General features: G+C 60.1%; 21 protein-coding genes and 4 tRNA genes. 13 read left to right on the top strand and 12 right to left on the bottom strand.

The features are described 5' to 3' along the window. Window positions 1-234 precede the first annotated feature (234 nt). Both QMX91_RS17545 and QMX91_RS17540 read right to left on the bottom strand, forming a co-directional pair. On the bottom strand, window positions 235-591 hold the full coding sequence (locus tag QMX91_RS17545; RefSeq protein WP_025108814.1) for a BON domain-containing protein: 357 nt from the start codon (window positions 589-591) through the stop codon (window positions 235-237). 300 nt (window positions 592-891) lie between these two features. Then, window positions 892-1,332, bottom strand: a complete 441-nt coding sequence (locus tag QMX91_RS17540) for a pilin (protein ID WP_098965660.1) — start codon at window positions 1,330-1,332, stop codon at window positions 892-894. Between the two features lie 228 nt (window positions 1,333-1,560). Here QMX91_RS17540 and pilB point away from each other — a divergent pair, with 228 nt between their 5' ends. The 5 genes from pilB to yacG are packed head-to-tail and all read left to right on the top strand — an operon-like array spanning window position 1,561 to window position 6,169. Continuing rightward, window positions 1,561-3,261, top strand: a complete 1,701-nt coding sequence (gene pilB / locus QMX91_RS17535) for a type IV-A pilus assembly ATPase PilB (protein ID WP_097089222.1) — start codon at window positions 1,561-1,563, stop codon at window positions 3,259-3,261. A 2-nt stretch (window positions 3,262-3,263) separates the two neighbouring features. Then, window positions 3,264-4,481: a type II secretion system F family protein gene (locus tag QMX91_RS17530; RefSeq protein ID WP_098965663.1), complete on the top strand. Its 1,218-nt coding sequence runs from the start codon at window positions 3,264-3,266 to the stop codon at window positions 4,479-4,481. A 1-nt stretch (window position 4,482) separates the two neighbouring features. Then, on the top strand, window positions 4,483-5,355 hold the full coding sequence (locus QMX91_RS17525) for an A24 family peptidase (RefSeq protein ID WP_210558643.1): 873 nt from the start codon (window positions 4,483-4,485) through the stop codon (window positions 5,353-5,355). Further along, window positions 5,352-5,975 (top strand): dephospho-CoA kinase, encoded by a 624-nt coding sequence (coaE, locus tag QMX91_RS17520; RefSeq protein ID WP_139054392.1) that lies wholly within the window; start codon window positions 5,352-5,354, stop codon window positions 5,973-5,975. The genes QMX91_RS17525 and coaE overlap by 4 nt, the downstream gene beginning before the upstream one ends. Continuing rightward, on the top strand, window positions 5,972-6,169 hold the full coding sequence (gene yacG / locus QMX91_RS17515; protein WP_003228296.1) for a DNA gyrase inhibitor YacG: 198 nt from the start codon (window positions 5,972-5,974) through the stop codon (window positions 6,167-6,169). The genes coaE and yacG overlap by 4 nt, the downstream gene beginning before the upstream one ends. 6 nt (window positions 6,170-6,175) lie before the next feature. Here yacG and QMX91_RS17510 read toward each other — a convergent pair whose 3' ends face one another. Both QMX91_RS17510 and QMX91_RS17505 read right to left on the bottom strand, forming a co-directional pair. Beyond that, the gene (locus QMX91_RS17510; protein WP_003228298.1) at window positions 6,176-6,391 is read right to left on the bottom strand and encodes a hypothetical protein; all 216 of its coding nucleotides are present in this window, start codon (window positions 6,389-6,391) and stop codon (window positions 6,176-6,178) included. Window positions 6,392-6,456: 65 nt separating this feature from the next. Next, window positions 6,457-7,146, bottom strand: coding sequence for an energy-coupling factor ABC transporter permease (locus tag QMX91_RS17505; protein WP_135296585.1), 690 nt, complete (start codon window positions 7,144-7,146; stop codon window positions 6,457-6,459). Window positions 7,147-7,263: 117 nt separating this feature from the next. Between QMX91_RS17505 and QMX91_RS17500 the strand changes: the two genes are divergently transcribed. The 4 genes from QMX91_RS17500 to QMX91_RS17485 all read left to right on the top strand — a co-directional run bounded on the left by QMX91_RS17500 (window position 7,264) and on the right by QMX91_RS17485 (window position 10,001). Beyond that, window positions 7,264-7,890 (top strand): DUF1780 domain-containing protein, encoded by a 627-nt coding sequence (locus QMX91_RS17500; RefSeq protein ID WP_003228301.1) that lies wholly within the window; start codon window positions 7,264-7,266, stop codon window positions 7,888-7,890. Further along, window positions 7,887-8,414, top strand: coding sequence for an MOSC domain-containing protein (locus QMX91_RS17495; RefSeq protein WP_098965671.1), 528 nt, complete (start codon window positions 7,887-7,889; stop codon window positions 8,412-8,414). The genes QMX91_RS17500 and QMX91_RS17495 overlap by 4 nt, the downstream gene beginning before the upstream one ends. Window positions 8,415-8,465: 51 nt before the next feature. After that, window positions 8,466-8,639: a DUF3094 family protein gene (locus tag QMX91_RS17490; RefSeq protein WP_003228304.1), complete on the top strand. Its 174-nt coding sequence runs from the start codon at window positions 8,466-8,468 to the stop codon at window positions 8,637-8,639. A gap of 63 nt (window positions 8,640-8,702) precedes the next feature. Beyond that, complete coding sequence (locus tag QMX91_RS17485) at window positions 8,703-10,001, top strand: NAD(P)/FAD-dependent oxidoreductase (RefSeq protein WP_003228306.1); 1,299 nt, start codon at window positions 8,703-8,705, stop codon at window positions 9,999-10,001. Window positions 10,002-10,143: 142 nt separating this feature from the next. Here QMX91_RS17485 and QMX91_RS17480 read toward each other — a convergent pair whose 3' ends face one another. The 8 genes from QMX91_RS17480 to rluD form a co-directional block, all read right to left on the bottom strand. After that, the gene (locus QMX91_RS17480) at window positions 10,144-11,769 is read right to left on the bottom strand and encodes a methyl-accepting chemotaxis protein (protein ID WP_282413101.1); all 1,626 of its coding nucleotides are present in this window, start codon (window positions 11,767-11,769) and stop codon (window positions 10,144-10,146) included. 162 nt (window positions 11,770-11,931) lie between these two features. Next, window positions 11,932-12,008: transfer RNA gene (locus tag QMX91_RS17475), tRNA-Pro, on the bottom strand. A 97-nt stretch (window positions 12,009-12,105) separates the two neighbouring features. After that, window positions 12,106-12,181: transfer RNA gene (locus QMX91_RS17470), tRNA-Lys, on the bottom strand. A gap of 5 nt (window positions 12,182-12,186) precedes the next feature. Then, window positions 12,187-12,263: transfer RNA gene (locus tag QMX91_RS17465), tRNA-Pro, on the bottom strand. Window positions 12,264-12,272: 9 nt separating this feature from the next. Then, a tRNA-Asn gene (locus tag QMX91_RS17460) sits at window positions 12,273-12,348 on the bottom strand. Window positions 12,349-12,644: 296 nt separating this feature from the next. Next, a complete protein-coding gene (gene clpB, locus QMX91_RS17455) occupies window positions 12,645-15,209 on the bottom strand; it encodes an ATP-dependent chaperone ClpB (RefSeq protein ID WP_007963856.1) in 2,565 nt (854 codons plus the stop codon). A 131-nt stretch (window positions 15,210-15,340) separates the two neighbouring features. Then, entirely contained in the window at window positions 15,341-16,063 is a 723-nt protein-coding gene (pgeF, locus tag QMX91_RS17450) for a peptidoglycan editing factor PgeF (protein ID WP_282413100.1), read from the bottom strand. Further along, window positions 16,060-17,022: a 23S rRNA pseudouridine(1911/1915/1917) synthase RluD gene (rluD, locus tag QMX91_RS17445; protein ID WP_007963852.1), complete on the bottom strand. Its 963-nt coding sequence runs from the start codon at window positions 17,020-17,022 to the stop codon at window positions 16,060-16,062. The genes pgeF and rluD overlap by 4 nt, the downstream gene beginning before the upstream one ends. A gap of 150 nt (window positions 17,023-17,172) precedes the next feature. Here rluD and QMX91_RS17440 point away from each other — a divergent pair, with 150 nt between their 5' ends. The 4 genes from QMX91_RS17440 (at window position 17,173) to QMX91_RS17425 (ending at window position 21,478) form a co-directional block, all read left to right on the top strand. After that, a complete protein-coding gene (locus tag QMX91_RS17440; RefSeq protein ID WP_247841112.1) occupies window positions 17,173-18,195 on the top strand; it encodes an outer membrane protein assembly factor BamD in 1,023 nt (340 codons plus the stop codon). 127 nt (window positions 18,196-18,322) lie between these two features. Beyond that, window positions 18,323-18,556, top strand: a complete 234-nt coding sequence (locus QMX91_RS17435; protein WP_027612810.1) for a PP0621 family protein — start codon at window positions 18,323-18,325, stop codon at window positions 18,554-18,556. Next, window positions 18,546-20,135 (top strand): ATP-binding protein, encoded by a 1,590-nt coding sequence (locus QMX91_RS17430; RefSeq protein ID WP_027612811.1) that lies wholly within the window; start codon window positions 18,546-18,548, stop codon window positions 20,133-20,135. The genes QMX91_RS17435 and QMX91_RS17430 overlap by 11 nt, the downstream gene beginning before the upstream one ends. Further along, window positions 20,132-21,478, top strand: a complete 1,347-nt coding sequence (locus QMX91_RS17425; RefSeq protein ID WP_282413099.1) for a sigma-54 dependent transcriptional regulator — start codon at window positions 20,132-20,134, stop codon at window positions 21,476-21,478. Before QMX91_RS17430 ends, QMX91_RS17425 begins: the two co-directional genes overlap by 4 nt. Window positions 21,479-21,572 lie beyond the last annotated feature (94 nt).

The raw sequence follows: 21,572 nt of genomic DNA, 5'->3' as shown, positions 1-21,572 counted from the left end.
CGATAGCGGTGTGTCAGTCAGCAGATTTCTCAATCTGACACACCGCTATCGCGAGCAGGCTCACTCCTACAATTGTTTTGTGGTACCCCTGAAATAGAACAGGCCCCGACACAAGTGCCGGGGCCCGTAATGGTCACGTCCGTGTGACCGTTCGCATGAACTCTAAAGTTGCGGCAGACGTATTGCTCGGCCCGTCTGTCGCGCCTTCTCCCGGTCCAGGCGAGAAGTCATGCCTTACTCGGCTTTCAGGCCGTCAGCGGAGACCGCTTTGACGCCTTTGATTTTCTTGGCGATAGCCACGGCGGTGGTTTTCTGAGCCTCGGTCACTGCAACAGTGGAGGACAGGGATACAACGCCTTTGTTGGTTTCAACTTTGATATCGGTACCTGGGATGCCTTTTTCGGTTACCAGGTCGCTTTTGACTTTGGTAGTGATCCAGGTATCGGAAGTAGCTTCTTTAGCCTTGGTCATTTCACCAGCAGCCAGAGTCATTGGAGCCTGAGTAGCCTGGGTGGATTGTGCGAAAGCACCGGAAGCCATGGTCAGGGTCAGCGCGGTAGCAGCAGCGGCAGTGATAGCGAACTTCTTCATACGAGTAACTCCTGTTTTTCTGGAAAGTCTGCTGGTTGTCTTGTCAGCAGGGTTACTGGGTATATTGCGAAGGCTGTGCCAACTTTTCGAAAGACAATAAATCCTTTTAAATCAATGAGTTATGAATTAAGCAAATTTTCGGAATCATGCAATTTGCATGACAAGTGCATTATCGACATGCAAGTTGCGGCTTTTCGGAAAGTTCCTAACACGCTGAAATTCTTGAAGCTTTTTTTCCAGCGTCAAAAGACAAAAAAATGCCCCGCAAAGCGGGGCATCCGGTGACGCTTGTCGAGTCAATCAGGCACCGCTGCCTGGGCAACCCTTAGGCGCGTAGTCGGCGTTCACCGTCGAAGCGCAGCTCCAGACACCCGCCGCCGAGCCGGTCCCCGAAGAACGAGTCAGCGTGATGGTTTTGCCCAGCACTGGAGCCGGGGCGTTGGCCAAGGTGCAGACGATGGTCCCCGCGCCAGTCGACGCCGTGCCGGACGCGGTCACGGTGCCGCAATTGGTGGTAGTAAACGACGCGCTACCTGCCACCAGCGTCAGCGTCGGGTCCGTACCTTGATTAATGGTGTCCTCGAAAGGCACTTTTAGCGCGCTGATTTCCGCCAGCCCGGCAGTGACTTTCGAGCGTGCCTGATACTTGGTGTATTGCGGCAGGGCAATCGTCGCCAGAATCCCGATGATCGCCACCACGATCAGCAGCTCGATCAGAGTGAAACCTTTTTGGTTGTTCATAGACAGGCTCTCCATGCATGAGTCGGAATCTCATGATCTGCAAAGGGCTCAGCATAGGCCGTGCCAACCGCTTGCAGACCCCGCACGCTCGGCATAAAGGTGCCGTGTCGCGCTTTCCTACAACCCGTAACCGCACTATCTGACACTTTTTGTCACCTGTACCGGGCGTGTTTGGCGCTGTCACTTGACTAGGCTATAAGTCATGAACTGTCAGCATCCGGAATCCCCATGAATGACATCGCTCTGAGCGGTCTGGCCAAGCAATTGGTGCAGGCCGAACTGCTTACGGAAAAAAGCGCCCAGCAGGCCTGGCAACAGGCGCAGCGCAATCGGCTGTCGCTGGTCAGCTACCTGGTGCAGAACAAACTGGTGAAGAGCTCACAGGTGGCCGAGATCGCTTCCGAGCATTTCGGCATGGCCTTCATGGACCTCAATTGCCTGGACAAGGAAACCCAGCCCAAAGGCCTGGTCAGTGAAAAACTGGTGCGCCAGCATCACGCCCTGCCCTTGTGGAGGCGTGGCAACAAGCTGTTCGTGGGCATTTCCGACCCGAGCAATCATCAGGCGATCAATGACATTCAGTTCAGCACCGGGCTGAGCACCGAAGCCATTCTGGTGGAGGACGACAAGCTCACCGAGGCCATCGAGAAATTCTTCGACACCCACGCCAGCGGCCTCGAAGAAATGGCCGACGTCGATCTCGACGGCGTGGATGTCGAGTCCGTCGACGACAGCCGCCAGGACGCCATCGGCGGACTCGACGCCGATGACGCGCCGGTCGTGCGCTTCGTGCACAAGATGCTGCTCGACGCGATCAAGAGTGGCTCCTCTGACCTGCACTTCGAACCTTACGAAAAGACCTTCCGGGTGCGGGTGCGCACCGATGGCATCCTGCGCGAGGTGGCCAAACCGCCGATCCAGTTGGCCGGGCGAATCGCCGCACGCCTGAAAGTCATGGCCAGCCTGGATATCTCGGAGCGCCGCAAACCCCAGGACGGGCGGATCAAGATGCGCCTGTCGAAGACCAAGTCCATCGACTTCCGGGTCAACACCCTGCCGACCCTGTGGGGCGAAAAAGTGGTGATCCGGATTCTCGACCCGTCCAGCGCGCAGATCGGCATCGATGCATTGGGTTACGAACCGGCGCAGAAAGAACTGTACATGGCAGCGCTCAAGCAGCCTCAAGGGATGATTCTGGTAACCGGGCCAACGGGTTCGGGGAAAACCGTATCGCTGTACACCGGCCTCAATATCCTCAACACCGTCGACATCAACATTTCCACCGCCGAAGACCCGGTGGAAATCAACATGGAAGGCATCAACCAGGTCAACGTCAATCCGAAACAGGGGCTGGATTTTGCTCAGGCCCTGCGTTCGTTTCTGCGGCAGGATCCGGACGTGATCATGGTCGGGGAAATCCGCGACCTGGAAACCGCCGAAATCGCGATCAAGGCCGCGCAGACCGGCCACCTGGTGCTGTCCACGCTGCACACCAACAGCGCCGCCGAAACCCTGACCCGTCTGCACAACATGGGCATTCCCGGGTTCAACATCGCCACCTCGGTCAGCCTGATCATCGCCCAGCGCCTGGCGCGCAAGCTGTGCAGCCACTGCAAGAAACCGATCGAGATCCCCCGCGAAACACTGATCAAGGAAGGTTTCCCGCCGGAACAGATCGGCAGTTTCACGATCTATGAGCCGGTCGGTTGCGACCTCTGCAACGGCGGCTACAAGGGACGCGTGGGGATTTACGAAGTGGTGAAAAACACTCCTGACCTGCAACGGCTGATCATGGCCGAAGGCAATTCGCTGGAAATCGACAGCCAGATGCGTCGCGACGGCTTCGACGACCTGCGCACCTCCGGCCTGCACAAGGCCATGCAAGGCATCACCAGCCTGGAAGAAATCAACCGGGTCACCAAGGACTGAACATGGCGGTCAAGGCAGCGAAAATCAGCATCTACGCCTGGGAAGGCACGGATCGCAAAGGCAGCAAAGTCACGGGCGAGTTGAGCGGGCAGAACCCCGCGCTGATCAAGGCCCAACTGCGCAAGCAAGGAATCAATCCGGGCAAGGTACGGAAGAAATCCACCTCCCTGCTCAGCCTCGGCAAACGCATCAAGGCCCAGGACATCGCCCTGTTCACCCGGCAGATGGCAACCATGATGAAAGCCGGCGTACCGCTGCTGCAGTCGTTCGACATCATTGGCGAAGGCTTCGACAACCCGGCGATGCGCAAACTGGTAGACGAGGTGAAGCAGGAAGTGGCCGCCGGCAACAGCTTCGCCGCCGCACTGCGCAAGAAACCGCAGTATTTCGATGAGCTGTATTGCAACCTGGTGGATGCCGGCGAGCAATCCGGCGCCCTCGATACGTTGCTTGAGCGGGTCGCGACCTATAAGGAAAAAAGCGAAGCGCTCAAGGCCAAGATCAAGAAAGCCCTGACCTACCCCAGCGCCGTGGTGCTGGTGGCAATGGTCGTTACCGGGATTCTGCTGGTAAAAGTGGTGCCGCAGTTTCAGTCGGTATTTTCCGGCTTCGGCGCCGAATTGCCGGCCTTCACCCTGATGGTAATCAGTATCTCGGAGTTCCTGCAGCAATGGTGGTGGGCGGTACTTGGTGCGCTGATCGCGGCGGTGTTCGGCATCCGCCATGCGCTGAAGAAGTCCCAGGCCTTGCGCGACCGCAAGGACACCTGGCTGCTGAAGCTGCCGCTGGTGGGCACGCTGATGTACAAATCGGCAGTGGCGCGATTCGCCCGCACTCTGTCGACTACCTTTGCCGCTGGCGTACCGCTGGTGGAGGCACTGGATTCGGTGGCGGGTGCCACCGGTAACGTGGTGTTCAAACGCGCGGTGCTGCGCATCCGTCAGGACGTCGCCACCGGCATGCAGCTGAATTTTTCCATGCGCAGCACCGGAGTCTTCCCCAACATGGCGGTGCAGATGACCGCCATCGGTGAGGAATCGGGCGCGCTGGATGACATGCTCGACAAGGTCGCCGGTTTTTATGAAGAGGAAGTGGATAACATGGTCGACAACCTCACCAGCCTGATGGAGCCGTTCGTCATGGTGGTGCTCGGGGTCATCGTCGGCGGGCTGGTCGTGGCCATGTACCTGCCGATCTTCCAGCTTGGCTCAGCGATCTGACATGCCTATCGACGAACTCTTCAGTCTGTATCCGCTGGCCTTTGTGTGCACCGCCCTGCTGTTGGGTCTGGTGGTCGGCAGTTTCCTCAACGTACTGGTCTGGCGCCTGCCGAGAATGCTCGAGCGCGATTGGCGCCAGCAGGCGCAGGACGTCCTCGGCCTGCCGACCGAAACGCCACTGCCGACCTACAACCTGATGCTGCCGCACTCCCAGTGCCCACACTGCGGCCACCGGATTCGGGCTTGGGAAAACATTCCGCTGCTCAGTTACCTGGTGCTGCGCGGACGCTGTTCGGCGTGTGCCGCGCCCATCAGCAAACGTTATCCCCTGACCGAACTGGCCTGCGGCCTGCTTTCGGCATTCGTTGCCTGGCATTTGGGTTTCGGCTGGCCGGCGGGCCTGTTGATCGTCCTTACCTGGGGGCTGCTGGCGATGAGCCTGATCGACACCGAACATCAACTGCTGCCCGATGTGCTGGTGTTGCCGTTGTTGTGGCTGGGGCTGATCGTCAACAGTTTCGGGCTGTTCGTCTCGCTGCACGCGGCGTTGTGGGGTGCGGTGGCCGGTTACATGGCGCTGTGGTCGGTGTTCTGGCTGTTCAAGCTGCTGACCGGCAAGGACGGCATCGGCCACGGCGATTTCAAGCTGCTGGCGCTGCTCGGGGCCTGGGGCGGCTGGCAGATTCTGCCGCTGACAATCCTGCTGTCGTCGCTGGTGGGGGCGATTGTCGGAGTGATTCTGCTACGTCTGCGTGAGCAGAAAACCTCGACGCCGATGCCCTTCGGCCCGTATCTGGCAATTGCCGGCTGGATTGCCTTGCTCTGGGGTGGTCAAATAACCGACTTCTATTGGCAGTTTGTCGGTTTGAAATGAATACCCCTGTGGAAAAACCCTGGATTCTCGGCCTGACCGGCGGCATCGGCAGCGGCAAAAGCGCCGCGGCCCAGCACTTCATCGATCTCGGGATCCATGTGGTCGACGCCGACCACGCGGCGCGCTGGGTGGTCGAGCCGGGGCGCCCGGCACTGGCGAAGATTGCTGAACACTTCGGTTCCGGTGTCCTGCAAGCCGATGGCACGCTGGACCGTGCGACCCTGCGCAAGTTGATCTTTGAAGTGCCTGAAGAACGCCGCTGGCTCGAAGCCCTGCTGCATCCGTTGATCGCCGAGGAAATCGCTCACCATCTGGCGCTGGCAAAATCGCCTTATGCGATTCTGGTGTCGCCGCTGCTGATCGAATCCGGGCAATACGCGATGACCCAGCGCATCCTGGTGATCGACGCCCCGCAACAACTGCAGATCGAACGCACCTTGCAGCGTGACCAGACCAGCGAACAGCAGGTCCAGGCGATCCTCAAGGCCCAGTCCAGCCGTGAAGACCGCGTGAGCCGTGCCGATGATGTGGTGGTCAACGACCGCGACCTCGCCTCGTTGCACAGCGAAGTCGAGCGCCTGCATCACTTTTACCTGACTTTATCCGGAGGCCAGTCATGAGCCCTACAACCGTCGAATGCCCAACCTGCGGCGCCCCCGTGGAATTTACCCCCGAGAACAAATTCCGCCCGTTCTGCTCCGATCGCTGCAAGCTGATCGACCTCGGCGCCTGGGCGTCCGAAGAGCACAAGATTCCGGTCGCCCCGGATGCCGAAGACGAAATGTTCTCCGGCGATTTCGACCCGCGTCACTGATCGCGATCAGGGCCGCATGAAGCCGTAGTCCTGATCGTCGTCGAGGTTTTCCGCGAGAAAGCGCAACTCGTCGGCCAGGTCTTCGGCGTTGCGCACCGTCTTGCTCTGTTGCACCACCGCGCTGAGCAAGGCGCGCAAACTCAGGCCCGGATCGAAGCCCACCTCCAGCGCCATGTCCAGACTCTGCCGGGTCTCCTGCCTCGCCCACTCGTAAACACTCATGCCGCTGCTCCTGAAGGAATTTGGCCGAGCATGAAATGCCGCGTGGATGACGGATTTGATGTGGATCAAGACTTGGGATCGTCGTCCTTCCAGGGCGCCGAAAGGTAGCGGGTGCGGTTGAAGGTTTCCAGCCACTCGGGGCTGAACACCACCAGCGCGCTGATCACCATGCCGTTGATGAACGCTTCGGGAAAGATCAGCAGCCACAGGTAGCCGATGAAATCTTCCAGCCATTCCGGCATGGCAAACAGACCGTCGTACCACAGCAGGCCCAGACTCAGCGTCAGACACAGCAATGCGGACAACGCTGCGGCAAAGAACCCGGAACAGAAGATATACACAAACGGATTACGCGGCTGGGCGCGCTCGACGAGGATCGCCACGCACTCGGTGATCAACACCGGCAACAGGATCAGCAACGTACCGTTGACCCCGACCGCCGCCAGATCCTGGCGCCCGAGCAACACCAGCCCGAGCTGCGCCACCAGCCCGCCGATGATCGCCAGCGGCCAGTCGAGCAGCAACGTCACGGCGGTCATGCCGATGAAGTGATAAGAAACCCCGGTGTCGAAATCCCTGCGCACCATCCACAGCAGAAACAAGGCGAACACAGTGCCGAACAGCAGATGCTGGCGGCGACTGTCAGTGAACAACTCGACCCACGGCGCACGACAGATCGCCCACAACAACACCGGCAGGTAAATCAACCAGCCGAGTGTCAGGCTCGTCGACGACAGCAGTTCTGCACCGATCATGAATCCCTTACCTTCTCCATGGGTTTGATTCCTTCATCGGAGTCTACACCGCCCTCTTCCGGGCATCAGCCGATGCAAAGCTTTCTGCTTGTCGCATTTGAACGCTAAGCTTGGCCTATGGATGACTCAGATTACTTACGCCTGCTGACCATTGCGGCCGAGCAAGCCAACGCGTTCCTGTCCAATGCCCGCAAATGGGAGCGTGAGCGTTGGGTCTGCCAGCGCCTGCTGCAAGGCTTGAACATTCCCTACCGTGCCGATGAGTTCGCCCCCGCCGGCGAGCCGCCGGACGTGCTGTTTCGCGATGCCAATTTCGAAGTGTTCTTCGTTCTCGATGAAGGCCGCCGACTCAACGACGAATGGCGCGATGAACTGCAACGCCGCCGCAGTGCGTTCTCCCTCAGCCAACTGGTGCGTCGTGAAGCCAAGCCACGGCGGATCCCGGCCAATGAATTCTTACTGCGACTGGCGCCGACCTTGCGCAAAAAAGCGCACAACTACAAGGAACGCGGCATGGATCTGGGCGAACTGGACATCATCGCCTTCGCCAGCCTCAAGCGCGAGGTGCTGGACCTCAACAGCCATTTTCCACCGCCGACCGAGTATCTGCGTCAGGGTTGGCGCTCGCTGTCGCTGGTCGGCCCGACCTTCGCCCGGGTGCTGTTCGCCCATCCCGATGCGCCGGACTTTCTGCGCAGCAACCTCGGTCGCAGTATCGTCTTCGATGTCGGGATCAGCCTGTGACGCCGCTACAGCAGTTGATCGCCGACGTGCCGCAGACCGGCCGCGTACGCTGGATCGGCGTGCGCCCCGAGTCTCGCGGCCCGATGATCGAGCTAGACGCCGTCGAGGCACGGCTCGAAGCGGGGTTGACCGGCGATCACGCCCGCCCGGGTGTACGCAACGCACGGCAAGTAACGTTGATTCAGTTCGAACACCTGGCGGTCATCAGCGCGTTGATGGGCCGGCCTGACGATCAACCCGTGAGGCCTGAAGACCTGCGGCGCAATCTGGTCATCAGCGGTATCAATCTGTTTAGTCTCAAGGGTCGGCGCTTTCGCATCGGTCAGGCAATATTCGAGACCACCGGTTGGTGCCAGCCCTGCGCGCGCCTGCAAAACAACCTCGGTCCCGGCACCTTTCAAGCGGTGCGCGGGCATGGCGGAATAACCGCGCGGGTGTTACAAAGCGGGATCATTCGCCTCGACGACGGTGTGTCTGTCGAACCGGTTCCGGACAGCGGCTATGCTGCGTTCAACCCCGGTTGAAAACCGCTGTAGCTTCTGCACATTCAGCAACGTCTACCTGACGAGGCCTTTATGACCAGCCGCCTGAACCCCGAAGACCAAAAGCATGTCGAAGAGTACCTGCAACTGTCCCAACACCGTGTCGAGCGCCGGCCTTTTCGGCCGTGGATGCTCCTGGTGCTGGTGCTGGCAGTGACCATTGGTCTGGGCCTGCTGAGCCGACTTATCAGTTACCTGACGCTATGAGCAGCATTGCGCTCGCGAAGGTGATTGCACCGATTTCCTTTAAAAACCTTGCGAGTGATCCCTATGTCCCATCGTATTGTCATTGTCGGCGGCGGCGCCGGCGGTCTGGAGTTGGCTACCCGTCTGGGTAAGACTCTGGGCAAGCGCGGCACGGCCAGTGTGATGCTGGTCGACGCGAACCTCACGCACATCTGGAAGCCCCTGCTGCACGAAGTGGCCGCCGGATCGCTGAACTCTTCCGAGGATGAACTCAACTATGTTGCCCAGGCGAAATGGAACCACTTCGAGTTCCAGCTGGGACGCATGAGCGGGCTTGATCGCGCGCAGAAGAAAATCCAGCTGGCCGCCACCTACGACGAAAACGGCGTGGAACTGGTTCCTGCGCGTGAAGTGGCCTACGACTCGCTGGTGATCAGCGTCGGCAGCACCACCAACGATTTCGGCACCCAGGGCGCAGCGCAGCACTGCCTGTTCCTCGACACCCGCAAACAGGCCGAACGCTTCCACCAGCAGTTGCTCAACCACTACCTGCGCGCGCATGCCGGGCAGACCGATGTGATCGAGCAGATCAGTGTGGCGATCGTCGGGGCCGGCGCCACGGGTGTCGAGCTGGCGGCAGAACTGCACAATGCCGCACACGAACTGGCGGCCTACGGTCTGGACCGAATCAAACCGGAAAACATGCACATCACCCTGATCGAAGCCGGCCCACGGGTGTTGCCAGCCCTGCCGGAGCGCATCAGCGGCCCGGTGCACAAGACTCTGGAGAAACTCGGGGTCAATGTGATGACCAACGCTTCGGTCAGCGAAGTGACCGCCGACAGCCTGATCACCGCCGATGGCAACGTGATCAAGGCCAGCCTGAAAGTCTGGGCTGCCGGGATTCGCGCGCCGGGTTTCCTCAAGGACATCGACGGCCTGGAGACCAACCGCATCAACCAGCTGCAAGTGCTGCCGACGCTGCAGACCACCCGCGACGAAAACATTTTCGCCTTCGGTGACTGCGCCGCCTGCCCGCAGCCGGGTTCGGATCGCAACGTGCCGCCGCGTGCGCAAGCCGCGCACCAACAGGCGTCGTTGCTGGCCAAATCGCTGAAGCTGCGTATCGAGGGCAAAACCCTGCCGGAGTACAAATACACCGACTACGGCTCGCTGATTTCGCTGTCGCGTTTTTCGGCTGTGGGTAACTTGATGGGTAACCTGACCGGCAGTGTGATGCTGGAGGGCTGGCTGGCGCGGATGTTCTACGTGTCGCTGTACCGCATGCACCAGATGGCACTGTACGGACCGTTCCGCACGGCGATGCTGATGCTGGGCAGCAAGATCGGTCGCGGCACCGAGCCACGCTTGAAGCTGCATTGATCTAAAACTGTGGGAGCGGGCTTGCTCGCGAAGAGGTTGTGTCATTCAACATTCATGTCGACTGATACACCGCTTTTCGCGAGCGAGCCCGCTCCCACACTGTTTTGCGCAGCTCAAAAATCCAGCAATCGATCTCTGCACATCAGAGCTGGAAGCGCCGTACCATGCCTTGCAGCGCGTTGGCCAGTTGCGACAGTTGGTGACTCGACGCGCTGGTCTGATCGGCACCCGCTGCCGAACGCACCGACAGGTCGCGAATGTTCACCAGATTACGATCCACTTCCCGCGCAACTTGCGCCTGCTCCTCCGCCGCACTGGCAATCACCAGATTGCGCTCATGAATCTCATGCACTGACGCGGTGATGGTTTCCAGCGCCTCCCCCGCGCGCTCAGCCAACGCCAGCGTGGATGTGGCCCGCGCAGCGCTGGCCTGCATCGAATCCAGCGCCAGGCTTGAACCGGTGCGCATGCCCTGCACCATCTGCTCGATCTCCTGCGTCGATTGCTGAGTGCGATAGGCCAGCGCCCGCACCTCATCGGCAACCACCGCAAAACCGCGTCCGCTCTCCCCTGCGCGTGCTGCCTCAATGGCCGCGTTGAGCGCAAGCAGGTTGGTCTGCTCGGCAATCGCACGGATGACATCCAGCACTTTGCCGATGTCCTGTGACTGGTTGGCCAGCGATTGCACCAACTCGCCGGTGTGCTGCACGTCGCTGGCCAGCGCATTGATGGCCGACGCGGTGTCACTGACCCGCGCCTGCCCCAGTTGCGCCGACTCACTGGATTGGCGGGTGGCATCGGACGTCGACACCGCGTTGCGCGCGACTTCTTCAACCGCCGTGGTCATTTCATTGACCGCCGTGGCGGCCTGTTCGATTTCGTTGCTCTGCTGCTGCAGGCCTTGTGTGCTGTCGAGCGTCACCGCGTTGAGCTCATCGGCAGCGGTGGCCAATTGCGTGGCCGAACCGCTGATGCCTTGCAGCGTTTCCCGCAGGTTCTGCTGCATGGTTGCCAAGGCCTTGAGTAAGCGGCTGACTTCATCGTTACCGTGGGTTTCGATCGGTCGGGTCAGGTCGCCCCCGGCCACACTTTCGGCAGCGCTGACGGCGGTGCTCAGCGGACGGACGATGCTGCGGGTGAGCAACATCGCCAGCGCCACCGTGGCCAGCGCCGCCAGCGCGATGAACAGACTGACGATGGTGCGTGAGGTCTGGTAGTGGTCAGCGGATTTCTGGCTCTCCGCAGCAACCTGCCTGGCGAACAGATCCGCCAGGTCATTGAGCTGCTTGCCGGAGCCGTCGACCACGGTCTTCATATCAACCAGCAACAGTTTGGTCAGCTCGTCACGCTGGCCTTGATCGGCCAGGGTGAAGGATTGCGCGATGCCGGTGCGGTACGCGGCGAAGGTTGTTTTGAACTGGTCATAGAGCTGCTGGCCTTCCGGCGTGGTGACCAGTTTGTCGTAGGCGGCGATCTTCTCGCTCAGCTCCTTGTCGCGGGTATCCATCTGGCTGCGGTAAGTCGCGACGTTCTGCGGATCCTGATCAAGCGCCATGCGCAGGGAAATCGTGCGGATCCGCAACATCAGCTCGCGAATCTCGTCACCGCCGCGAATGCTCGGCAGCCACTGGCTCTCTACCGCGACCTCACTGTCACGGATGCTCGACATTTGCCCCAAGGCGAATACCCCAAGCAACGCCACCAGGACCGCGATCAGGGCGAAACCCAGTGCGGCACGTGGAGCAATATTCAACTGACGAAGCAACATGACGGACGCCCTTATTCTTGTATTGGCCAGATTGAAGGGGCGAACAGCGGCAGTCCCCTCTCGTTAGCGGGCTATCGGCAAGTTGTACGATGACTTGAAGGGAATTGTCTTTCGCGAGGACAAAAAAAATCCCCGTATCTTTCGATACGAGGATTTTTAATATGGTCGGGGTAAGGGGATTCGAACTCCTGACATCCTGCTCCCAAAGCAGGCGCGCTACCGGACTGCGCTATACCCCGGTAAAAAAAAGGCGACCTTTCAAAGATCGCCTTCTTCGATCAGCGCTTTTGGCCTCTGATCTTAAGATTCGATCCCAGTGTTACCTGGTTTCAAAAATGGTGGGTCGTGTGGGATTCGAACCTACGACCAATTGGTTAAAAGCCAACTGCTCTACCAACTGAGCTAACGACCCAAAAATGGTCGGGGTAAGGGGATTCGAACTCCTGACATCCTGCTCCCAAAGCAGGCGCGCTACCGGACTGCGCTATACCCCGGTTTGAAATTGGCTCCGTGACCAGGACTCGAACCTGGGACCCAATGATTAACAGTCATTTGCTCTACCGACTGAGCTATCACGGAACTACATATTTCAATTTACAACGGTGAAACTTACAGCTCTTAGACTTCCGTTCGCATCGCTGCGTTCGTGTGTCTGAGGCGCGCTATTCTACAACCTAGAACACCTCTGTCAACCCCCTAAATCGCTTTCAAGTTAATGATTTGCAACTTATTTCAGATTTCAGCTCAGTGAGCTGAGATGCTGCGGGTGACTGACTGCGGGGCGCACTTTACAAGCCTTTTCCTTAGACTTCAACAGCCTAACGAAAAAAAGGCCTCGCAAAGCGAGGCCTTCCTTATTTCATTGGCGTTGCCGCTCAGTCGAAAACGATTTCGTCGTTCACGACCTTGCCGGTTGCTGTATCGCCCGGCAGGAAATGCCCCGACAGGATCAACTGCGCCAACGGGTTTTCGATCCAGCGCTGGATCGCACGTTTGAGTGGGCGTGCGCCATAAACCGGGTCGTAACCAACGGCAATCAGCTTGTCCATCGCTTCCGGGCTCAGTTCCAGCTTCAGCTCGCGCTCGGCCAGACGACTGCGCAGACGGCCCAACTGGATCTCGGTAATGCCCGCGATCTGATCCCGCGCCAATGGCTCGAAGATCACTACTTCGTCGACCCGGTTGATGAACTCCGGACGGAAGTGCGACGTCAGCGCGTCCATCACCGCTGCACGCTGGGCCTCACGGTCACCGACCAGTTCCTGGATCTGCGACGAACCGAGGTTCGAGGTCATGACGATCACGGTATTGCGGAAATCCACCGTGCGCCCGTGACTGTCGGTCAGACGCCCATCCTCCAGCACCTGCAGCAGGATGTTGAACACATCCGGATGTGCCTTCTCGACCTCGTCCAGCAGGATCACCGAGTAAGGCTTGCGGCGTACCGCTTCGGTCAGGTAACCACCCTCCTCATAGCCGACGTAGCCTGGTGGCGCACCGATCAGCCGTGCCACGGAATGTTTCTCCATGAACTCGGACATGTCGATCCGCACCATCGCCTCTTCAGTATCAAAGAGGAATTCGGCCAGCGCCTTGCACAGCTCGGTTTTACCGACACCGGTCGGGCCGAGGAACATGAACGAGCCGCTTGGACGATTCGGATCCGCCAGCCCGGCACGCGAGCGGCGTACCGCGTTGGCGACCGCAACCACTGCCTCGTCCTGACCAATCACACGCTGATGCAACAGGCTTTCCATCTTCATCAGCTTGTCGCGCTCGCCTTCGAGCATTTTCGACACCGGAATACCGGTCCACTTCGAAACGACTTCGGCGATTTCCTCTTCGGTCACCTTGCTGCGCAGCAGCTGGTTTTCGCTCTTGCCGTGCTGATCGACCATTTGCAGGCTGCGTTCCAGATCCGGGATCACCCCGTACTGCAATTCGGCCATGCGGTTGAGGTCGCCTTTACGGCGCGCCGCTTCCAGTTCCTGACGCGACTGCTCGATCTTCTGCTGAATCTGCGCCGAACCCTGTACCTCGGCTTTTTCCGAGTTCCAGATTTCTTCCAGATCCGAATATTCACGCTCGAGGCGAACGATTTCTTCCTGGAGTTTTTCCAGGCGTTTCATCGCCGCTTCATCGCTTTCTTTCTTCAGTGCCTGGGATTCAACCTTGAGCTGAATCAAACGACGTTCCAGACGATCCAGCACTTCCGGCTTGGAGTCGATCTCCATGCGGATACGGCTGGCAGCCTCATCGATCAGGTCGATGGCCTTGTCCGGCAACTGCCGGTCAGTGATATAGCGATGGCTGAGCTTGGCCGCGGCGATGATCGCGCCGTCAGTGATCGCCACTTTATGGTGAACCTCATAACGCTCCTTGAGGCCACGCAGGATGGCGATGGTGTCTTCTTCGCTCGGCTCGTCCACCAGGACTTTCTGGAAACGCCGCTCAAGCGCCGCATCCTTCTCTATATATTGGCGATACTCGTTGAGCGTGGTAGCGCCGACGCAGTGCAGCTCACCGCGCGCCAGTGCCGGTTTGAGCATGTTGCCGGCATCCATCGAGCCTTCGCCCTTACCGGCGCCGACCATGGTGTGCAATTCGTCGATGAACAGAATGATCTGCCCTTCCTGCTTCGACAGCTCATTGAGCAGCGCTTTCAGGCGTTCCTCGAACTCACCGCGATACTTGGCACCGGCAATCAGCGCGCCCATGTCCAGCGACAGCAGACGTTTGCCCTTGAGGCCGTCCGGCACTTCGCCGTTGATGATGCGCTGGGCCAGACCTTCGGCAATCGCGGTTTTACCCACGCCAGGCTCGCCAATCAGCACCGGGTTGTTCTTGGTGCGACGCTGCAGAACCTGAATAGTGCGGCGAATTTCGTCGTCACGGCCGATCACCGGATCGAGCTTGCCGTCTTCGGCGCGCTTGGTCAGGTCGACGGTGTATTTATCCAGCGCCTGACGCGACTCTTCGTGGTTGGCGTCATTTACCGCCTCACCACCGCGCAGGTTGTTGATCGCGTTTTCCAGGGCTTTCTTGCTCACGCCCTGACCGAGCAGCAGTTTGCCGAGCTTGCTGTTCTCGTCCATCGCGGCGAGCAGCACCAGCTCGCTGGAAATGAACTGGTCGCCCTTCTGCTGAGCCAGGCGATCAGCCTGATTGAGCAGACGCGCCAGATCCTGCGACATGTTGACGTCGCCGGTCGGGTTCTGGATTTTCGGTAATTGGTCGAGCTCTTTGGTCAGCTCTTTGCGCAAGCTGTTGACGTCGAAGCCGACTTGCATCAACAGGGGTTTGATCGAACCACCCTGCTGTTCAAGCATGGCCTGCATCAAGTGCGCCGGCTCGATGGCCGGATGATCGTGGCCAACGGCCAGGGATTGGGCGTCGGACAACGCCAACTGTAATTTGCTGGTTAAACGGTCTATACGCATGGGGTCACCTTCCTTTTGAGCAGGCCGGACCTAAAAACCATCCTGAATAAAGAAACCTGCCAGATACCACTGTAGATGCGGTCGATTCTGGGAGATTCAAGCGTCAGCGAGTTGATTCAGGTCAGGCAAGTCTAGCGGGTGAGCCAGACAAGGGAGGCGAAACGGCCAGTGCGCGACGCACGGCGGTAAGAAAAGAAGCGTGGATCGGTCACGGTGCAGAAACCGCCGCCATAAACCGCAGTGACACCGCGTTCAGCCAGGCGCAGGCGCGCCAGCAGGTAGATGTCGGCCATGAACTTGCCAGCATTGTGGCTGGGCACGAAGGCTGCTGCCGCTTCCGGCAATTGATTGACAAAGACTTCGCGTACTTCCGGGCCGACTTCAAAGGCTTTCGGGCCAATGGCCGGGCCGAGCCAGACCAGTATGTCCGCCGCAGCGGTGTCGAGATGATCGAGAGTGGCTTCCAGTACGCCCGCCGCCAAACCGCGCCAACCAGCGTGAGCCGCCGCGACGCGAGTACCGGCACGGTTGCAGAACAATGCCGGCAGACAATCTGCGGTCATCGCCGTGCAGGCAATCCCGGGAGTCGCCGTCCAACTGGCATCGGCGGTGGCAACCACGCCCGGATCAGCATGGGCCACGGCAATCCCGTGTACTTGCTGCAACCAGGCAGGCTGTATAGAGAAGTGTTCGGTCAGACGCCGACGATTCTCGGCGACTGCATCCGGGCGATCATCGACATGATCACCCAGATTGAGGCTGTCGAACGGTGCCTCGCTGACACCCCCCTCGCGGGTGGTGACACAGGCCCTGACGCTGGCCGGCGCAGGCCAGTCCGGCGTCAGCCAGTTCATCCGACGAATGCCTCGCGATCCTGCTTGAGCAGGGTCAGCAGCCAGACGAAATCTTCCGGCAGCGGCGATTCCCAGCTCATGCGCTCACCGGTGGTCGGATGATCCAGCTCGAGGAAACGTGCGTGCAGGGCCTGACGCGGGAAGTGCTTGAGCGACTCGACCATGGTCGGGTTCGCGGCAGGCGGAATGCGGAAACGACCGCCGTACGCCGGGTCGCCGACCAACGGGAAGTTGATGTGCGACATGTGCACGCGAATCTGGTGGGTGCGGCCGGTTTCCAGTTTGACCCGCACATGCGTGTGGGACCGGAAACGCTCCAGCACGCGGTAGTGACTGACGGCCGGCTTGCCGCCTTCCATCACTGCCATGCGCTGGCGCTGCTGACCATGACGGCCGATCGGGGCGTTGATCTTGCCCCCGGCGGTCACGACACCGATCACGATGCACTCGTAGATCCGGCTGACGCTGCGGCTTTGCAGCTGGGCAACGAGCTTGGTCTGCGCCTGAATGGTCTTGGCCACCACCATCAGACCGGTGGTGTCCTTGTCCAGGCGATGCACGATACCGGCGCGCGGGACATTGATGATGTCCGGCACGTGGTGCAGCAAGGCATTGAGCAAGGTGCCATCAGCGTGGCCAGCAGCCGGGTGCACCACCAGGCCCGCAGGCTTGTTGATCACCAGGATGTCGTCGTCTTCATAGACGATGTCGAGCTCGATGTCCTGGGCGATCCACTCGCCCTGGGCTTCCTGCTCGGCAGTCAGCTCAAGAATGGCACCGCCGTGCACGATGTCGCGCGGGCGGATGACCGCCCCGTCCACAGTCAGGCGACCTTCTTTGATCCAGGCGGAAAGGCGCGAGCGTGAGTGCTCAGCGAAGAGTTGGGCGGCGACTTGATCGAGGCGTTGGCCGCCCAAATCGGACGGCACCTCTGCGCGAAGTTCAATTTTATCGGACATGCTCTGACTGGCGTCGGCACAGCCTTTGGTTTCGGCTGCGCGCTTGTGGTTAAATACGGCGTCTTTTGCCCCGAGGCTTTTCAACGGGGCGCTCATCATAACAGGACGGCCCCGCCCAAGACAGCGGCCGTCATAGGGACGCAAGCCGCCATGCAAGTGAAACACCTGCTGCTGATCGCCATCCTCGCATTGACCGCTGCTTGCTCATCGAAGGAAGTCGTAGACGAAAACCTCAGCGAAGCCGAGCTGTATCAGCAGGCTCAGACTGACCTGGACAACAACAGCTACACCAGCGCCACAGCCAAGCTGAAGGCCCTGGAGTCGCGTTATCCGTTCGGTCGCTACGCCGATCAGGCACAGCTGGAGTTGATCTACGCCAACTACAAGAACGCCGAACCGGAAGCTGCAAAGTCCGCCGCCGAGCGTTTCATTCGTTTGCATCCGCAGCATCCGAACGTGGATTACGCGTACTACTTGAAAGGTCTGACCTCTTTCGACCAGGACGTCGGCCTGCTGGCGCGCTTCCTGCCGCTGGACATGACCAAGCGTGACCCGGGCGCTGCCCGCGACTCGTACAACGAGTTCGCACAGCTGACCAGCCGCTACCCGAACAGCCGCTACGCGCCGGACGCCAAGCAGCGCATGATCTACCTGCGCAACCTGCTGGCGGCCTACGAAATCCACGTCGCCGACTACTACCTGACCCGTCAGGCTTATGTAGCCGCTGCCAACCGTGGCCGTTACGTGGTGGAAAACTTCCAGGAAACCCCATCGGTCGGCGACGGCCTTGCGGTGATGACCGAGGCTTACCAGCGTCTGCACCTGGACGATCTGGCCGCCACCAGTCTGGAAACCCTGAAGCTCAACTACCCGAACCACCCAAGCCTGCAGGACGGTCAGTTCGTGCCATCGGTCGCCGAAGCCGACAACCGCTCGTTCCTGAGCAAAGCGACGCTGGGTCTGATCGAATCGCGTCCACCGCTGCCGCCGGGAGAAACCCGCGCCAACCAGGACGTGCAGAAGCAGTTCCAGGACGCGAAAGACGCGATTCCGAACGAGCTCAAGCCTAAAGACGAAAACGGTGACGTGATCGAAGAAGAACATCACGAAGCCGCAGGCAACAACGATGACCGTTCGTGGTTCAGCTACATGACCTTCGGCGTGTTCGACTGATCACACCGGGCGTTACAAAAAAGGGAGATCTGCGGATCTCCCTTTTTCATGGCTGCGCATTAATAGTCTGTGCGCTTGCCGGCGCCTTGGCTAAACTGCCGAATCATTAGCCGAAAAGCCGCCCATCATGCTTCGTTTACTGTTCTGGATTGTCCTGATTTTCGCTGCGGTATGGCTGTGGCGCAAATTCAAGGCGCCCGCCTCGTCTGCCCAATCGCCCCGCGAGCAAGACGCCGCGCCGATGGTGCGCTGCGCTCACTGCGGCGTGCACCTGCCCCGCGACCGCGCGTTGAACCTTCAGCAACAATGGTATTGCAGCCAGGCTCACCTTGAGCAAGGCCCGGGTGCCAGTGATCGCTGAGGTCGCCAACGCCGACCGTAAACAAGCGCAGCGCCTGCTGCGCCTGTATCATCTCTACCGTTTGAGCGTCGGCATCACGCTGGTGCTGCTGATCTCCAGCAACATGGACAACCGCCTGCTGACGTCAGCCGACGACGATCTGCTGCGCAGCGGCAGTTGGTTGTATCTGGTGCTGAACATTCTGCTGGTGGTGTTTCTGGAGAACACCCGCCGCCCGGCGCAGTTGTTCACCTTGGCCTTGGTCGATGTGCTGTTGCTGTGCGGCCTGTTCTACGCGGCAGGCGGCGTGGCCAGCGCCATCGGCAACCTGTTGATTGTCTCGGTGGCGATCGCCAACACCCTGCTGCGCCGGCGCATCGGCCTGCTGATTGCCGCCATCGGCGCACTCGGCATTGTCGGCTCCAGCTTTCTGCTGGGCTTCAGTCACCCCCTGAGCGCCAATGACTATCTGCAAGCCGGGACCCTCGGCGCTTTGTGTTTTGCCGCATCGCTGCTGGTCCAGGGCCTGATCCGGCGTCTGGAAGTCAGCGAAAATCTCGCCGAACAGCGTGCCAGCGAAGTCACCAGTCTTGAAGCCCTCAACGCCCTGATTCTGCAACGCATGCGCACCGGCATCCTGGTGCTCGACGAACAGCGCCGGGTACAGCTGGCCAATCACAGCGCGAAAAATCTGTTGGCCCAGTCGCATCTTGAAGGGCATTTGATCAGCGACTACTCGCCGGCATTAGTCGAGCGTCTGCAGCTGTGGCTGAGCAACCCGACCCTGCGCCCGCAGAGCCTGAAGATCCCCGGCAACGGCCTGGAACTGCAACCCAGCTTCATCGCCCTCGACCAGAGTCCCAACCAGCAAACCCTGGTGTTCCTCGAAGATCTGGCGCAAATCGCTCAGCAAGCCCAGCAGCTCAAACTCGCCGCACTGGGGCGTCTGACTGCCGGCATCTCCCATGAAATCCGCAATCCACTGGGCGCCATCAGTCATGCCGCGCAGCTATTGGCGGAGTCCGAGGAACTCGATAGCGCCGATCGGCGTCTGACGCAGATCATTCAAGACCACTCCCAGCGCATGAACCGAGTCATCGAAAACGTCCTGCAACTGTCGCGCCGCCAGCAAAGCGCTCCGCAACGGCTGGATCTCAAACCGTGGCTGGAACACTTTGTTGCCGAGAGCCGCGAGCAGGCGAGCGAGCGCCAGTCGATTCATTTGCGGATCAATTCCGGGGACTTCATCACGTTGATGGATCCCGACCAGCTCACGCAGATTCTCGACAATCTGTTACGCAACGGCTGGCGGCACAGCGCCCTGCTGCACCAGCAGGCCGAAGTCTGGCTGGCGCTGTTCGTCGACCCCGACAGCCAGCTGGCGGTGCTCGAAGTACAGGACAACGGCCCCGGTGTCCCGTCCGATCAGCAGGCGCATCTGTTCGAACCGTTCTTCACCACCAGCAGCCAAGGCACCGGCCTTGGGCTTTATCTGTCCCGTGAGCTGTGCGAAAGCAACCAGGCGCGCCTAGACTTCAAACCACGCCAAGGCGGCGGCTGCTTTCGCATCACCTTTGCTCACGGACGGAAACAAAGTTGAACACGAGCCCACGGCAAAAAATCCTCATCGTCGACGACGAACCGGATATCCGCGAACTCCTGGAAATCACCCTGGGACGGATGAAACTCGACACCTTCAGTGCTCGCAACCTCGGCGAAGCCCAGGCGCTGTTGCAACGCAATGCGTTCGACCTGTGCCTGACCGACATGCGCCTGCCCGACGGCACGGGGCTGGACCTGGTGCAGCACATCCAGCAACGTCATCCACAACTGCCGGTGGCGATGATCACCGCCTATGGCAGCCTGGAAACAGCGATCAATGCGCTGAAGGCCGGCGCCTTCGACTTCCTCACCAAGCCGGTTGATCTCACGCGCCTGCGCGAACTGGTCAGCACCGCACTGCGCATGCCAGCGGCGGGTGGCGTCGCATCGTCGATAGATCGGCGCCTGCTCGGGGACTCGCAGCCCATGCGCGACCTTCGCAAACAGATCGACAAATTGGCGCGCAGTCAGGCACCGGTCTACATCAGCGGCGAATCGGGCAGCGGCAAAGAACTGGTCGCGCGGCTGATCCACGAACAGGGGCCGCGCGCCAGCAAGCCGTTCGTGCCGGTCAATTGCGGGGCAATTCCGTCCGAACTGATGGAAAGCGAGTTTTTCGGCCATCGCAAGGGCAGCTTCACCGGCGCAGTCGAGGATAAACCCGGACTGTTCCAGGCTGCCCACGGCGGCACCCTGTTTCTCGACGAGGTGGCGGACCTGCCGCTGTCGATGCAGGTGAAATTGCTCCGAGCGATTCAGGAGAAGGCCGTGCGCAGCGTCGGCGGCCAGCAGGAAGCGGTGGTCGATGTGCGCATTCTTTGCGCCACCCACAAGGATCTCGACGCCGAGGTCGCCGCCGGACGCTTTCGCCAGGACCTGTATTACCGCTTGAACGTGATCGAACTGCGCGTGCCATCCCTGCGCGAACGGCGCGATGACATCGAAGTGCTGGCTGCGCAGATGCTCCAGCGTCTGGCGGCAGGCAGCGGCCGCGCGGCGGCCCGTCTGCACCCGCAGGCGCTTGAGGCGCTGAAGAGTTACCGTTTTCCGGGGAATGTGCGGGAGCTGGAAAACGTCCTCGAACGGGCGCACACGCTGTGTGAAAACCAGTTGATCGAGGCCGCGGATTTACGTCTCAGCGAAGGTAATTGCGCGGTCGAGGGCGGTATTGCCGACCTGACGCAAATCGATAACCTTGAAGATTATCTGGAGAACGTCGAGCGCAAACTGATCCTGCAGGCGCTGGAGGAAACGCGCTGGAATCGTACGGCGGCGGCGCAGCGGTTGAGTCTGTCGTTTCGCTCGATGCGCTACAGGCTGAAGAAACTCGGTCTGGATTGAGGCCCCTTCGCGAGCAAGCCCGCTCCCACAGTAGATCTCGGTTGTTCACACAATTTGTGTTCACCGCAGATCCAATGTGGGAGCGGGCTTGCTC

Origin of the sequence: Pseudomonas sp. PS01299 (genome assembly GCF_029960145.1) — a bacterium.
Taxonomy (GTDB): Bacteria; Pseudomonadota; Gammaproteobacteria; order Pseudomonadales; family Pseudomonadaceae; genus Aquipseudomonas; species Aquipseudomonas putida_A.
This window is presented reverse-complemented; position numbering and strand designations above follow the sequence as displayed.